The organism is Pseudothauera nasutitermitis, from assembly GCF_004801295.1.
In the GTDB taxonomy this organism is placed as follows: Bacteria; Pseudomonadota; Gammaproteobacteria; order Burkholderiales; family Rhodocyclaceae; genus Pseudothauera; species Pseudothauera nasutitermitis.
The window spans coordinates 362,639-375,129 of the sequence record NZ_SSOC01000001.1 but is presented as its reverse complement, the minus strand read 5'-3'; the positions used below and the strand labels follow the sequence as shown (position 1 = coordinate 375,129).

Below are 12,491 nucleotides of genomic sequence, written 5' to 3'. Positions count from 1 at the left end.
CGGTCGTGCCGATGCGCCAGTTTCCGGACCGCTCCGCCCTGCTCCGCGCCTGCGCCCTGCTCGCCGCCCTGCTCGCCCTGCCCGCGGGCGCGGCCACGGTGTGGACGGTGCGTCCGGGCGAATCCATCCAGGCCGCCATCGACGCGGCCGGCGCCGGCGACGTGGTCGAGGTGCAGCGCGCCCGCTACGCGGAAAACCTGCGCATCGACAAGCCGCTGACCCTGCGTGGCGTGGATCGCCCCACCATCAGCGGCGGGCTCAAGGGCGACGTGATCCGCGTCACCGCCGAAGACGTCACCCTCGAAGGGCTGATCGTCTCCGACTCCGGCGACAGCCTGCGCGAGCAGAACGCCGGCATCTACATCTGGCCCGGCTCGCACCGCGCGGTGATCCGCAACTGCGACATCACCTACAGCCTGTTCGGTCTGTGGGTGGAACAGGCCAACGACGTGCGGATCGAGGGCAACCTGATCACGGGAAAGCGCGAATACCGCTCGCCGATGCGCGGCAACGGCATCCAGCTCTACAACACCCGGCGCGTGCAGGTCATCGGCAACAACGTGAGCTTCGTGCGCGACGCGCTGTACGTGGATGTGAGCCACGATGCGGTGTTCCGCGGCAACCGCCTGCACCACAGCCGCTACGGCACCCACTACATGAATTCCTACCGCAATCTGTGGGAGGACAACGACGTGTGGATGAACCGCGGCGGCCTGGCGCTGATGGAAGTGCGCGACCAGATGGTGCGCAACAATCGGGTGTGGGCCAACTCCGACCACGGCATCATGCTGCGCACCATCCAGGATGCGGTGGTGGAGAACAACGTGGTGGCCGGCAACTCGCGCGGCTTCTTCATCTACGATGCCGAATACAACACCCTGCGCGGCAATCTGGTCACCGACAACATCGTCGGCGTGCACCTGTGGGCCGGCTCCAAGAACAACGAGATCGAACTCAACGATTTCGTCGGCAACCGCGAACAGGTGCGCTACGTGGGCGCGCGCGACATGGTGTGGGGCGAAGAAGCCGGCAACCACTGGAGCAACTACCTGGGCTGGGACCGCAACGGCGACGGCCTGGGCGACGTGCCTTACGAAGCCAACGATCTGGTGGACCGCCTGTCCTGGCGCCACCCCTTGATGAAACTACTGCTCGCCAGCCCGGCGGTGCAGACGCTGCGTCTTGTAGGCCAGCAATTCCCCCTGCTGCGTGCCCCCAGCGTGGTCGACCCGAACCCGCGCATGCAGCCCAAGAACGAGAACTGGAGAGACTGGCGTGGAAAGCACTATCCAGGCAGCCGCTGAGCCCCTCGCCGGCGGTGCCCCCGATGCGCCCGGCGAAGCGGTGATCCGCGTGCGCGGCGCCGCCAAGCACTACGGCGCGGTACGCGCGGTGGACGGCGTGGATCTCGCCGTGCAGCGCGGCGAACTGTTCGGCCTGATCGGCCACAACGGCGCGGGCAAGAGCACGCTGTTCAAGATGCTGCTGGGCCTGATCCCGTCCAGCGCGGGCGAGATCACCATCGACGGCGCGCCGGTGAGCGGCGGCGGCTTCCGCGCCGTGCGGCGCAGGATCGGCTACCTGCCGGAAAACGTCGTGCTCTACGACAACCTCACCGGGCTGGAGACGCTGCACTTCTTCGCCAAGCTGAAGAACGCGCCGGCTGCGGACTGCGGCGCGGTGCTGGAGCGCGTCGGCCTGGCCCATGCCGCCGCGCGCCGGGTGCGCGAATACTCCAAGGGCATGCGCCAGCGCCTGGGTTTCGCGCAGGCCCTGCTGGGCCGGCCGCAGATCCTCTTCCTCGACGAACCCACCACCGGCCTGGACCCGGAGGCCATCCGCGAGTTCTACGTGATCCTGCGCGGCCTGCGCGCCGAAGGGGTGACCGCGGTGATCACCTCGCACATCCTGGCCGAGATCCAGGAGCGCGTGGACCGCCTGGCGATCATGGCCTCGGGCAAGGTGCAGGCACTGGGCACGGTACAGGCGCTGCGTGAAGAGATGGACCTGCCGCTGTGGTTCGACCTGCGGGTGGCCGAGGCCGACTTCACCGCGGTGCGCGACGCGCTGGGCAGCCTGCCGGTGGTCGCCATCGAGGCGCACGACGGCCGCGTGGCGGTGCAGGTGCGGCGCGAAGCCAAGATGGCGGTGTTCGCCGCGCTGGCCACCCTGGGCGGGCGGGTGCTGGACCTGCATGTGCGTGAACCGTCGCTGGAAGACGTGTTCTTCGGTTTCTCGGACTGACGAAGGGGCAGACACGACCATGGAAATCTCGCAAGTCGCCACCATCGCCGGCAAGGAATTCTGGGACCGCATCCGCAACCGCTGGGTGCTGGCGGTAGCGCTGGTGTTCACCGTGTTCGCGCTGGTCATCGCCTATTTCGGCGCCGCCCAGCAGGGCGCGGTGGGCTTCCGCTCCATCGAGGTCACCATCGCCAGCCTGGTCAGCCTGGTGATCTACCTGATCCCGCTGATCGCCCTGCTGCTGGGCTTCGACGCCATCGTCGGCGAGCGCGAACGCGGCTCGCTGGACCTGCTGCTGTCCATGCCGATCACCCGCTTCGAGCTGATCCTGGGCAAATACCTCGGTCTGGCCGGCGCGCTGGCCTTTTCCACCGTGGCCGGCTTCGGCCTGGTGGCGATAGTGCTGGCCGCGCAACTGGATCTCAACGCCCTGTTCCACTACTTCGGCTTCATGGCTTCCTCGGTGCTGCTGGGCATGGCCTTCCTCAGCCTGGCGGTGATGCTGTCGGTATTCGCCGCCGACCGCACGCGCGCCTCGGGGCTGGCCATCGCCCTGTGGTTCTTCTTCGTGCTGGTGTTCGACCTGCTGCTGCTGGGCGCCCTGGTGGTCACCGGCGGGCAGTACGGCGGCGACCTTTTCCCCTGGCTGCTGCTGCTCAATCCGGCCGACGTGTTCCGCATCCTCAACATCTTCAGTCTGGAAGACGTGCGCACGCTGTACGGGCTGGCCACGGTGCTCCCCCCTTCGCTCGCCGAGCCCTGGCTGCTGGCCCTGGTCATGCTCGGCTGGATCGCCGCGCCGCTGGGCATCGCCAGTTGGCGCTTCGGAAAATAGACCGGCCCGCAGCCGGCATCTTCAGGAGAAAACCCATGTGCACCCATCACCGCTGCTTCAACCGCCGGCATTTCCTGCTGGCCGGCGCGGCCACCGGCCTGCTCGCCGCCTGCGGACAGTCCTCCACTGGCACCGGCGCGCTGGTGCCGGTCGAGATCGACCGCAGCACCTCCTGCGCCCTGGATGGCATGCTGCTGGCCGACTACCCTGGCCCCAAGGCGCAGATCCATTATGAAGGGGCGGCCGAGCCGGACTTCTTCTGCGACACCGTGGAGATGTTCTCCATCTACCTGAGCCCGGAGCAGATCCGCAAGGTGCGCGCGATCTACGTGCAGGACATGGGCAAGGCCAGCTGGGACGAACCGGTGGGCCACTGGATCGAGGCGCGCGGCGCCTGGTACGTGCACGGCTCGAACCGGCGCGGCGCCATGGGCCCGACCATCGCGCCCTTCTCCAGCCAGGAAGACGCGCAGAAGTTCGCCGGCGAATTCGGCGGCCAGATCGTACGCTTTGCCGACGTCCAGCCCGACATGGTGGTGCTCGACGGCGGCGCTCTTCACGACCAGAGGATGTAAAACAGCATGGACCCGATCTACGAGGCGATGGAACCGGAGCAGGCTTTCGAAATGGAACGGCTTGCCCGCCTGATGTACGAAACCCGCGAACACCGCCGGCAGATTCTCGCCGAATACCAGGCCGAGGAGCCCGGCGAGCTGCTCGCCCGCGCACGCGAACTGGCCGCCTCCGGCGAAAGCGAGCACCCGGTATACGAACACTACCTCGCGGCGCGCACGCTGGACGCCACCCGCCACGCCGCCCGCAGCCTGATGGCCGCCCGCCTGAAGGGCGAGGACGGCGACGCACTGCCGGACGCCTCCGCGAACCTGCAGCTGCACGCCGCGCTGGCCCTGCCCGACGCACCCGCCAGCATCCACGCCGAACTGCGCCAGGACGCCCTGCTGCTCACCCTGCCGGACGGCGTGCAGCTCACCGCCCACTACTTCTCCGCCGACGAATACTCGCTGCGCTGGACCACGCCGGACGGCGCCACCCTGGGCATCGACACCGCGCCGGGCCATGCGCTGGCCGGCGACGGCCCCCAGCATCTGCACCGCGCCGACGGCCGGGTCGTCGCCGATCCGCTGACCCGTCCGGGCCGCGACCCCTGGGACAACCTGCGCGCGGTACTGGAGGCCGTGCTGGCCGATCCGTTGCTCACCCGCCACGGATGAGACGCGCCGCCGTCCTGCTCCCTGCGGGGGCGGCGCTCGCCGCCCTGCTCGCGGCTGCCTTCGTGCTTCCGCCGCAGGCGCCGCCGGGCGCCAGCTTCACCCCGCCGGAGGACGACATCTGCATCGTCCCCCCGCCGCGCGGATTCGCCGCCACGCCGTACGATCCGGCCAGCGGCCTGCCGGTGGCGGCAGCACGCGCCGTGCCGGCCGACGCGCGCTGCCCGATCTGCGGCATGTATCCAGCGCGCTACCCGGGCTGGGCCGCCCAGCTCATCTTCACGGACGGCGCCGCGCACTTCTTCGATTCGCCGGTGGATCTGCTGCTGTTCCTCGCCGACCCCGGCCGCTACGATGTCCAGCGCGCCGACGCCGGCATTCTCGCGCTGTACGTCAGCGATCATCAGGAAGGCGGCTGGATCGACGCACGCACGGCCCATTTCGTCAGCGGCTCCAGCGCCACCGGCCCGATGCGCGGCCCCGACCTGCCGGCCTTTCGCGACGCCGGGGCAGCCACCACCTTCGCCGCGCGGCATGGCGGCGAAGTACTCGTCTTCGAAGCAATCACGCCGGAACGCCTCGCCACCCTGCGCGCGGCCACGCACCCGCACTGACACCCGTTGCGGGCGCACAAAAACAGAACGGGGAGCCCTCGGGCTCCCCGTTCCACATTCCGTCGGCGCCCGCGCACTTCGCGCGGGCACGGAACATCCGCCGCTTACTGCACGGTCGAGGCCATGTAATCCACCGCGGCCTTCACTTCATCGTCGGTCAGCGAAGCACCGCCACCGCGCGCCGGCATCATGCCCTTCTCGCCGGTGAATCCGTTGATCGCGTGGTCATACACGGTCTCCATGCCCTGGGCCAGGCGCGGCTCCCAATCGGCCTTGTCCTTCAGCTTCGGCGCACCCGCCACACCTGCCGCATGGCACAGCGCGCAGGTCTTCTTATAGACGCTCTCGCCCACCGTATTCACCGCCGGAGCCGGTGCAGCCGGGGCCTGGGCGACGGGAGCCGGAGCAGGCGCTTGCTGCGCGGCGGGCGCGGGTGCGTCCTGCCCACAGGCAGCGAGCAGAACCGCCAGCGACGCGGCAGCGGCAAGGGAAATCTTGTTCATTAGGTTCTCTCCTGATCTGTCGGGATGGCCGCCAACACGGCCACGGGTCCAAATGCTAGAGAGCCCCCGCGCAAATTGGATTGACTCCCATCAATTCCGCCCACGTATCGGACTCCTGGCCACATGACGGCGCGATCCCGGCTCGATTACACTGGCAACATCGACAACCAATCCACCGCAAGGGAGGAACAATCAATGAGAACCCGAACGACCGCCCTCTTCGTCCTGGCCGCCGGCCTGGCCCTGCCCGCCGCCGCGGTCAGCCCGCCGCCCGCCGAACTGGCCGGCGTACTGAAGGCCAACAACTGTACGACCTGCCACCTGCTCAGCGGCCGCACGGTGGTCGGCCCGGCCTATTCCGAGATCGCCGCGCGCTACGCCGACGACAAGGCCGCCGCGGTGCCCGTGCTGGCGGAACGCGTGCTCAAGGGCTCGGATGCGAAGATCTGGGGACAGGCGCCGATGCCGCCTTCGGCGAAGATCAACGCGGCCGAGGCCGAAGCCGTGGTGAAGTGGATCCTGGGCCTCTGAGCCAGACGCGGCACGGACGCCCGGAAAAGCAAAAAGCCCCGGGCGATCGGGGCTTTTTCTGTTTGTGTGGGGCGACATACCGGTTTCGAACCGGTGACCTTTGGAGCCACAATCCAACGCTCTACCAACTGAGCTAATGCCGCCACCATCAGGATTCCGCCTTGCGGCGAAACCCGGAAACTTTCACTCTGGCCTGCCCGGCAGGGATCGAACCTGCAACCCCCGGCTTAGAAGGCCGGTGCTCTATCCAATTGAGCTACGGGCAGATTCCACGCGGGCATCCGGGGGTGAGCTGGTCGGGGTGGAGGGATTCGAACCCCCGACATCTTGCTCCCAAAGCAAGCGCGCTACCGGACTGCGCTACACCCCGAGAGCCGCGAATCATACACACTCGCCCAAGGGCCGTCAAACGGCTTTCTCGCCTCGCCCGAACAGTCGAAATCATTACCCCTGGCGGCTTGCGCGCAACGGACGGCATCCCCGCAGACATCGCCCTGCCGGAAAGCGGACAGGGTGGAAAATGTGCCGTTCGCCCCCTCTCCTCAAAGTTCGGCATCGGCGCGCACGAAGGGGATGTAGCGGCGGTCCTCGCCCAGGATGTGCTCCACCAGCCAGCGTTCGAGAAAAGCCTGCAGTTCGTCCCCCAGCGCCTCGTCTGCCTCGGCCAGCCGGGCCTGCAGCTCGCGCACCTGGGCGATCATGTGGGCATGCACACGCTTGTGCTGCGCCAGATCGGGATAGCCCGCGGCCTCCATCAGCTTTTCTTCGCGTGCGAAGTGGTAGACCGTGTAGGCCAGCAGTTCGTCGAGCACGAATTCGAGCGCCACGGGGTCGCGCCGGGTCAATGGGCTGGACACCTGATTCACGAGTTCCAGCAGTGTCTGGTGATCGTGGTCGATCAGCGGGTGCCCCAGCGTCATGTGCGGCTGCCAGACGATGCGGCGGGTGCGGTCACGCTCCTCGAGCACGCCGTGCAGCGCGGCCACGATGCGCGCATCGAACTGGGTGCCGGCCCCTGCGCGCATGTATTCCAGGGTTTCCGCCTGCGTCCACGCACGCTTGTAGGGACGCTCCGAACTGAGCGCATCGAACACGTCGGCCACGCCGACGATGCGGGCCGACAACGGAATCGCGGCTCCGGCCAGGCCATGCGGGTAACCCTTGCCATCCCAGCGCTCATGGTGATGCACGGCGATCTCCGCAGCCAGTTCGAACTGCCGGCTGCCGCTCAACAGGGTTTCCACCCGCTTCAGCATTGCGCCGCCATCCACCGCGTGGCGCTCCATCACCTTGCGCTCTTCCGGGGTCAGCGGCCCGGGTTTGTGCAGGATGCTGTCCGGCACACTGATCTTGCCGACATCGTGCAGGATGCTGGCGATGCCGACCTGGCGCAGAAAATCGTCATCGAGCTCTTCGGGCCGCTCAGCCGATTCGGCCAGGTGGCGGGCCATCTCGTGAGTCAGGCGCGCCACGCGCAGCACGTGCTCGCCGGTGGCCCGGTCGCGATGCTCGGCCAGATCCGCCAGGGCGATCACGGCCACCTTCTGCGCGCGCTCGATCTGCCATTCGGCACGGCGCAGCCGCATCTCGACGGTCAGCGCCGGCCGATCGGGCAATGCCAGCGGAGAAAGCTCGTTCATGCCTATTGCCCTATCGTCAGAGCGCGCCTGCGGACGGCCCATCCACCGCCCACGGCGCACAGCCTGCGCCTTGGCGCCACTAGCGGCGCCAAAGACCATTTCGGAAATGAGTGAATTCTATGCCGAAGCGCATAGTGCGCGCCATATCCGCGCGGCGCATTCCGTAAACCTTTCAAGGCTACGCCAGAACCGGGAAGAGTCGTGCCTGCAGGTCCATCCATCATGCTTCCGACGCATCTTCCTTCTACATCCAAGGGATTAGGCGATCGTTTGCACGAGCGGACGGCTCCGGAACACGCTCCAGGGCGGGCCACTCGCCTGGCCTTCACAGGCCCCGGAATCCGCCCTTGCCCACCCGGAACGTTTCTGCTATTAAGTCGCTTCCCTGAACAACGGACATCGCAGCCATGCCCGATGACACCCTGCACAAGCAGTTCCCGCCCTATGTTCCGGCCAAGGGCGAGGACTACATGAGCGAAAAGCAGTTGGCGCACTTCCGTGAGATTCTCGATACCCTGAAGCGCGAACTGATGGACGACATCGACCGCACGGTACATACCCTGCAGGACGAAGCCACGGTATTCGCCGACCCCAACGACCGCGCCAGCCAGGAATCCGACATCGCGCTGGAACTGCGCAACCGCGACCGCGAGCGCAAGCTGATCAAGAAGATCGACGAGGCGCTCGGCCGCATCGACGACGGCGAATACGGCTACTGCGACAGCTGCGGCGTGGAGATCGGCCTGAAGCGCCTGGAAGCCCGCCCCACCGCCACGCTGTGCATCGACTGCAAGACGCTGGAGGAAATGCGCGAACGCCAGGTCGCCAAGTAAGCCAGCGCGCCGGCCACGCCGGGGCCACCCGCGAAGGCGCGGGGCACAAAACAAAAGGGACGCCGAAGCGTCCCTTTTTCATGCCGTCCGCACGGCTCAGCCGGCGCTCTGCTGCTCCAGCAGCACCTTCATGGACAGGCGGATCTTGCCGCGCTCGTCGGTTTCCAGCACCTTCACGCGCACCACCTGGCCTTCCTTGACGTAGTCGCCCACGTTGTTGACACGCTCGTTGGCGATCTGCGAAACGTGCAGCAGACCGTCGCGGCCCGGCAGGATGTTGACGATGGCGCCGAAGTCCAGCAGACGCAGCACGGTGCCTTCGTAGACCTTGCCCACTTCGACCTCGGCGGTGATCGCCTCGATCTTTTCCTTGGCGGCCTGGGCGCCCTCGGAGCTCACCGAGGAGATGGTGATGCTGCCGTCGTCCTCGATCTCGATGACGGTGCCGGTTTCTTCCTGCAGGCCGCGAATCACCGCGCCGCCCTTGCCGATCACGTCGCGGATCTTCTCGGGGTTGATCTTCATGGTGATCATGCGCGGCGCGAACTCGGAGACTTCGCCGCGGGCGGAGGTCAGCGCTTCCTTCATCTTGCCGAGGATGTGCTGGCGGCCCTCGCCGGCCTGGGCCAGCGCGACCTGCATGATCTCCTTGGTGATGCCCTGGATCTTGATGTCCATCTGCAGGGCGGTCACGCCGTTCTCGGTACCGGCCACCTTGAAGTCCATGTCGCCGAGGTGGTCCTCGTCACCGAGGATGTCGGTCAGCACGGCGAAGCGGTTGCCTTCCTTGATCAGGCCCATGGCGATGCCGGCCACATGGTTCTTCAGCGGCACACCGGCGTCCATCAGCGCGAGCGAGCCGCCGCACACCGAGGCCATCGAGCTGGAACCGTTGGATTCGGTGATTTCCGAAACCAGGCGGATGGTGTAGCTGAAGTCCTCGCCCTTCGGCAGTGCAGCCACCAGGGCGCGCTTGGCCAGACGGCCGTGGCCGACTTCGCGGCGCTTGGTCACGCCGAAACGGCCGGTCTCGCCGGTGCAGAACGGCGGGAAGTTGTAGTGCAGCAGGAAGTTTTCGCGGTACTCGCCGGCGATCGCGTCGATGATCTGCTCGTCGCGCCCGGTGCCCAGCGTGGCGACCACCATGGCCTGGGTCTCGCCGCGGGTGAACAGCGCGGAACCGTGGGTACGCGGCAGCACGCCGACGCGGATGTCGATCGGACGCACGGTGCGGGTGTCGCGCCCGTCGATGCGCGGCTCGCCGTTGAGGATGCGGCTGCGCACGATGCCGGCTTCCAGGCTGAAGAAGATGTCCTTCAGTTCGTTGACCGAGGGCGCGTCTTCCACGCCTTCGGTCAGCGTGGTGATGACGTGCTTCTGGATCTCGGCGATGCGGGTGCTGCGCGCCTGCTTGCTGGTGATGTTGAAGGCTTGCTCCAGCTCGGCGGAAGCCAGTTCCTTCACGCGGGCGATCAGCGCCTCGTTGGCGGCCGGCGGCTGCCAGTCCCACTCGGGCTTGCCGGCCACTTCGACCAGTTCGTTGATGGCGTTGATGGCGTTCTGCATCTGCTCGTGGCCATACACCACGGCACCCAGCATCACGGCCTCGGACAGTTCCTGGGCTTCGGACTCAACCATCAGCACGGCGCTGGCGGTACCGGCCACGACCAGGTTCAGTTCGCTGCTCTTGAGCTGTTCGGCGGTGGGGTTGAGCAGGTATTCGCCGTTGGCGTAACCGACGCGCGCGGCGCCGATGGGGCCGTTGAACGGCACGCCGGAGATCGCCAGCGCGGCGGAGGCGCCGATCATCGCGGGGATGTCGGCATCCACTTCCGGATTGAGCGACAGCACGGTGACGATGATCTGCACTTCGTTGTAGAAGCCGTCCGGGAAGAGCGGACGGATCGGCCGGTCGATCAGGCGGGAGGTGAGGATTTCCTTCTCGCTCGGACGGCCCTCGCGCTTGAAGAAGCCGCCGGGGATGCGGCCCGCGGCGTAGAACTTCTCGACGTAATCGACGGTGAGCGGGAAGAAGTCCTGGCCCGGCTTGGCATCCTTGGCGGCGACCACGGTGGCCAGCACCACGGTGTCATCCATGTTGACGAGGACGGCGCCGCCGGCCTGGCGGGCGACCTCGCCGGTTTCCAGGGTGACGGTGTGGGCACCGTAGGTGAAGGTTTTCTTGATGGCGTTAGGCAAGGGAATATTCCTTATTCAGAGTGCAGCGGACTACAACTGCATGGATGGGACGCCCGGACGCGCAAAGCAACAAAGCCGGGCCGGCCCGTTTGGGCACGCCCCGGCTTTGCCGGCTTAGTTCGCCGAATTCGGCGCTGACGGGCTGGTCACGACCGGCGACTTACTTGCGCAGGCCCAGACGCTCGATCAGGTTGCGGTAGCCGTCGGCGTTGGTACGCTTCAGGTAGTCGAGCAGTTTGCGGCGACGGCTGACCATTTTCAGCAGACCGCGGCGGGAGTGGTGATCCTTGGCGTTGGCCTTGAAGTGGCCGGTCAGGCCGTTGATGCGGGCGGTCAGCAGGGCCACCTGCACTTCCGGGGAACCGGTATCGCCCTTGGCGCGCTGGTAGTCGGCAACAACTTGCGCCTTGGTAGTGGTATCGAGAGCCATGTGCGTTCGTACTCGTTGTTCTGTCAATCAGAAGCGGCGGATTATAGCCGAGTCCGCAGCGGAAATTCAAACAAAATCAGGCGCCCGGCGCGCCCTCTCCGGTTGCGACGAGGCGTTTCGGCAACAAGCGCCCCGCCCCGTCGGTTTCACCCAGCCCCAGGAAGCGGCCGCCCGCGTACAGGCGCAGCAGACCGGCCGAGGTGCCGGGCAGCGGCAACTGCCGTCCCTGCAGCAGCAGGGCGGCGGATGCCGGGTCCAGTTCGATCGCCGGCAGATGCGCCACCAGCGCGTCGGCGGGCGCCAGCAGCGCGTCGCACGCGGCACCTTCGGCGGCGGCCTCCAGGGTTTCCATGGATACCGCGTCGCTTGCCGTGAACGGTCCGATGCGGGTGCGCCGCAGGGCGCTCAGGTGCGCGCCGCAACCCAGCACGCGGCCCAGATCGACCGCCAGCGTACGGATGTAGGTGCCCTTGCTGCACAGCACGCGGATGCGCAGCGTGGCGCCGTCGAAACCCAGCGCTTCCAGTTCGTGGATGTGGATGGTGCGCGCCTCGCGCGCCACTTCCACGCCGGCGCGGGCGTACTCGTACAACGGCCTGCCGTCGCGCTTGAGCGCCGAAAACATTGGCGGAATCTGCTGGATGGTGCCGCGAAAGCCGTCCAGCGCGGCCAGCACGGCGGCTTCATCGACCGTGGCCGGCGCGCTGGCGATCACCTCGCCCTCGGCATCGCCGGTATCGGTTTCCGCCCCCAGGCGCACGTCGGCCTCGTAGCCCTTGTCGGCGTCGAGCAGCATCTGCGAGAACTTGGTGGCTTCGCCGAAGGCGAGCGGCAGCAGGCCGGTGGCCATCGGATCCAGCGTGCCGGTATGCCCGGCCTTGGCGGCGTTGAGCAGGCGGCGCGCCTTTTGCAGGGCGTGGTTGGAACTCAGCCCCTGCGGTTTGTCGAGCAGCAGCACGCCGTCGATGGGGCGGCGCTTGTGGCGGAATTGCATGATGGAAGGCGGGGATGGGAACCGGCGCAACCGGCACGGCGCGGGCCGTGCCGGGCGTCAATCTTCCTTGGGATCGTGGCGCGCTTCGTCCTCGCGCACCGCTTCGTCGATCAGCCTGGACAGGCGGCTGCCCTGCTCCAGCGACTTGTCGTACTGGAAGTGCAGTTCCGGCGTGGTGTGGATGCGCACCCGCCGGCCCAGCTCACGGCGCAGGAAGCCGCTGGCGCGGCGCAGCCCGGCGAGGATTTCGTCCAGCCCTTCCTCGCCGTGCATCGAGGTGAAGTACACCTTGGCATGGGCGTAGTCGGGCGTGACTTCCACCTCGGTGAGCGAGATGAAGCCGACGCGCGGATCCTTCACTTCCAGCCGGATCAGCTCGGCCAGCTCGCGGCGGATCTGCTCCGCCACGCGCTGGCCGCGGGAGAACTCCTTGGCCATC

14 protein-coding genes and 3 tRNA genes are annotated in these 12,491 nt (G+C 67.3%); 8 read left to right on the top strand and 9 right to left on the bottom strand.

What is annotated here, in order from left to right; translation table 11 throughout:
- Positions 1–11 precede the first annotated feature (11 nt).
- From E6C76_RS01790 to E6C76_RS01760, 6 genes are read left to right on the top strand one after another with little or no spacing between them, the layout of a single operon-like run.
- The gene (locus E6C76_RS01790; RefSeq protein ID WP_136346549.1) at positions 12–1,304 is read left to right on the top strand and encodes a nitrous oxide reductase family maturation protein NosD; all 1,293 of its coding nucleotides are present in this window, start codon (positions 12–14) and stop codon (positions 1,302–1,304) included.
- Positions 1,305–1,344: 40 nt separating this feature from the next.
- On the top strand, positions 1,345–2,244 hold the full coding sequence (locus tag E6C76_RS01785) for an ABC transporter ATP-binding protein (RefSeq protein ID WP_211090100.1): 900 nt from the start codon (positions 1,345–1,347) through the stop codon (positions 2,242–2,244).
- A gap of 19 nt (positions 2,245–2,263) precedes the next feature.
- Positions 2,264–3,079, top strand: a complete 816-nt coding sequence (locus E6C76_RS01780) for an ABC transporter permease (protein WP_136346548.1) — start codon at positions 2,264–2,266, stop codon at positions 3,077–3,079.
- A gap of 35 nt (positions 3,080–3,114) precedes the next feature.
- Positions 3,115–3,654 carry a nitrous oxide reductase accessory protein NosL gene (locus E6C76_RS01775; RefSeq protein ID WP_136346547.1) on the top strand — a complete coding sequence of 180 codons (540 nt, stop codon included), beginning with the start codon at positions 3,115–3,117 and terminating at the stop codon, positions 3,652–3,654.
- 6 nt (positions 3,655–3,660) lie between these two features.
- Entirely contained in the window at positions 3,661–4,311 is a 651-nt protein-coding gene (locus E6C76_RS22330; protein WP_230976127.1) for a hypothetical protein, read from the top strand.
- A complete protein-coding gene (locus E6C76_RS01760; protein WP_136346546.1) occupies positions 4,308–4,922 on the top strand; it encodes a nitrous oxide reductase accessory protein NosL in 615 nt (204 codons plus the stop codon). Before E6C76_RS22330 ends, E6C76_RS01760 begins: the two co-directional genes overlap by 4 nt.
- Positions 4,923–5,026: 104 nt before the next feature.
- On the opposite strand, the gene E6C76_RS01755 is transcribed toward E6C76_RS01760, so the two are convergent.
- Positions 5,027–5,425 carry a c-type cytochrome gene (locus E6C76_RS01755; protein WP_136346545.1) on the bottom strand — a complete coding sequence of 133 codons (399 nt, stop codon included), beginning with the start codon at positions 5,423–5,425 and terminating at the stop codon, positions 5,027–5,029.
- 195 nt (positions 5,426–5,620) lie between these two features.
- Here E6C76_RS01755 and E6C76_RS01750 point away from each other — a divergent pair, with 195 nt between their 5' ends.
- Positions 5,621–5,956 (top strand): c-type cytochrome, encoded by a 336-nt coding sequence (locus tag E6C76_RS01750; RefSeq protein ID WP_168734208.1) that lies wholly within the window; start codon positions 5,621–5,623, stop codon positions 5,954–5,956.
- Positions 5,957–6,023: 67 nt separating this feature from the next.
- On the opposite strand, the gene E6C76_RS01745 is transcribed toward E6C76_RS01750, so the two are convergent.
- The 4 genes from E6C76_RS01745 to E6C76_RS01730 form a co-directional block, all read right to left on the bottom strand.
- Positions 6,024–6,099, bottom strand: a tRNA-His gene (locus E6C76_RS01745).
- Between the two features lie 46 nt (positions 6,100–6,145).
- A tRNA-Arg gene (locus E6C76_RS01740) sits at positions 6,146–6,222 on the bottom strand.
- A gap of 27 nt (positions 6,223–6,249) precedes the next feature.
- Positions 6,250–6,326, bottom strand: a tRNA-Pro gene (locus tag E6C76_RS01735).
- 172 nt (positions 6,327–6,498) lie between these two features.
- Entirely contained in the window at positions 6,499–7,596 is a 1,098-nt protein-coding gene (locus tag E6C76_RS01730; protein WP_168734207.1) for a bacteriohemerythrin, read from the bottom strand.
- A gap of 407 nt (positions 7,597–8,003) precedes the next feature.
- On the opposite strand from E6C76_RS01730, the gene dksA reads away from it, so the two are divergent.
- Positions 8,004–8,429, top strand: a complete 426-nt coding sequence (gene dksA / locus E6C76_RS01725) for an RNA polymerase-binding protein DksA (RefSeq protein WP_136346542.1) — start codon at positions 8,004–8,006, stop codon at positions 8,427–8,429.
- Between the two features lie 96 nt (positions 8,430–8,525).
- Here dksA and pnp read toward each other — a convergent pair whose 3' ends face one another.
- From pnp to rbfA, 4 genes are all read right to left on the bottom strand, one after another.
- Positions 8,526–10,628, bottom strand: a complete 2,103-nt coding sequence (gene pnp / locus E6C76_RS01720) for a polyribonucleotide nucleotidyltransferase (RefSeq protein ID WP_136346541.1) — start codon at positions 10,626–10,628, stop codon at positions 8,526–8,528.
- Positions 10,629–10,788: 160 nt separating this feature from the next.
- Positions 10,789–11,058 carry a 30S ribosomal protein S15 gene (rpsO, locus tag E6C76_RS01715; RefSeq protein ID WP_136346540.1) on the bottom strand — a complete coding sequence of 90 codons (270 nt, stop codon included), beginning with the start codon at positions 11,056–11,058 and terminating at the stop codon, positions 10,789–10,791.
- 76 nt (positions 11,059–11,134) lie between these two features.
- On the bottom strand, positions 11,135–12,052 hold the full coding sequence (gene truB, locus E6C76_RS01710; protein WP_136346539.1) for a tRNA pseudouridine(55) synthase TruB: 918 nt from the start codon (positions 12,050–12,052) through the stop codon (positions 11,135–11,137).
- 57 nt (positions 12,053–12,109) lie between these two features.
- A complete protein-coding gene (gene rbfA / locus E6C76_RS01705) occupies positions 12,110–12,490 on the bottom strand; it encodes a 30S ribosome-binding factor RbfA (protein ID WP_136346538.1) in 381 nt (126 codons plus the stop codon).
- Between the last annotated feature and the right edge of the window lies 1 nt (position 12,491).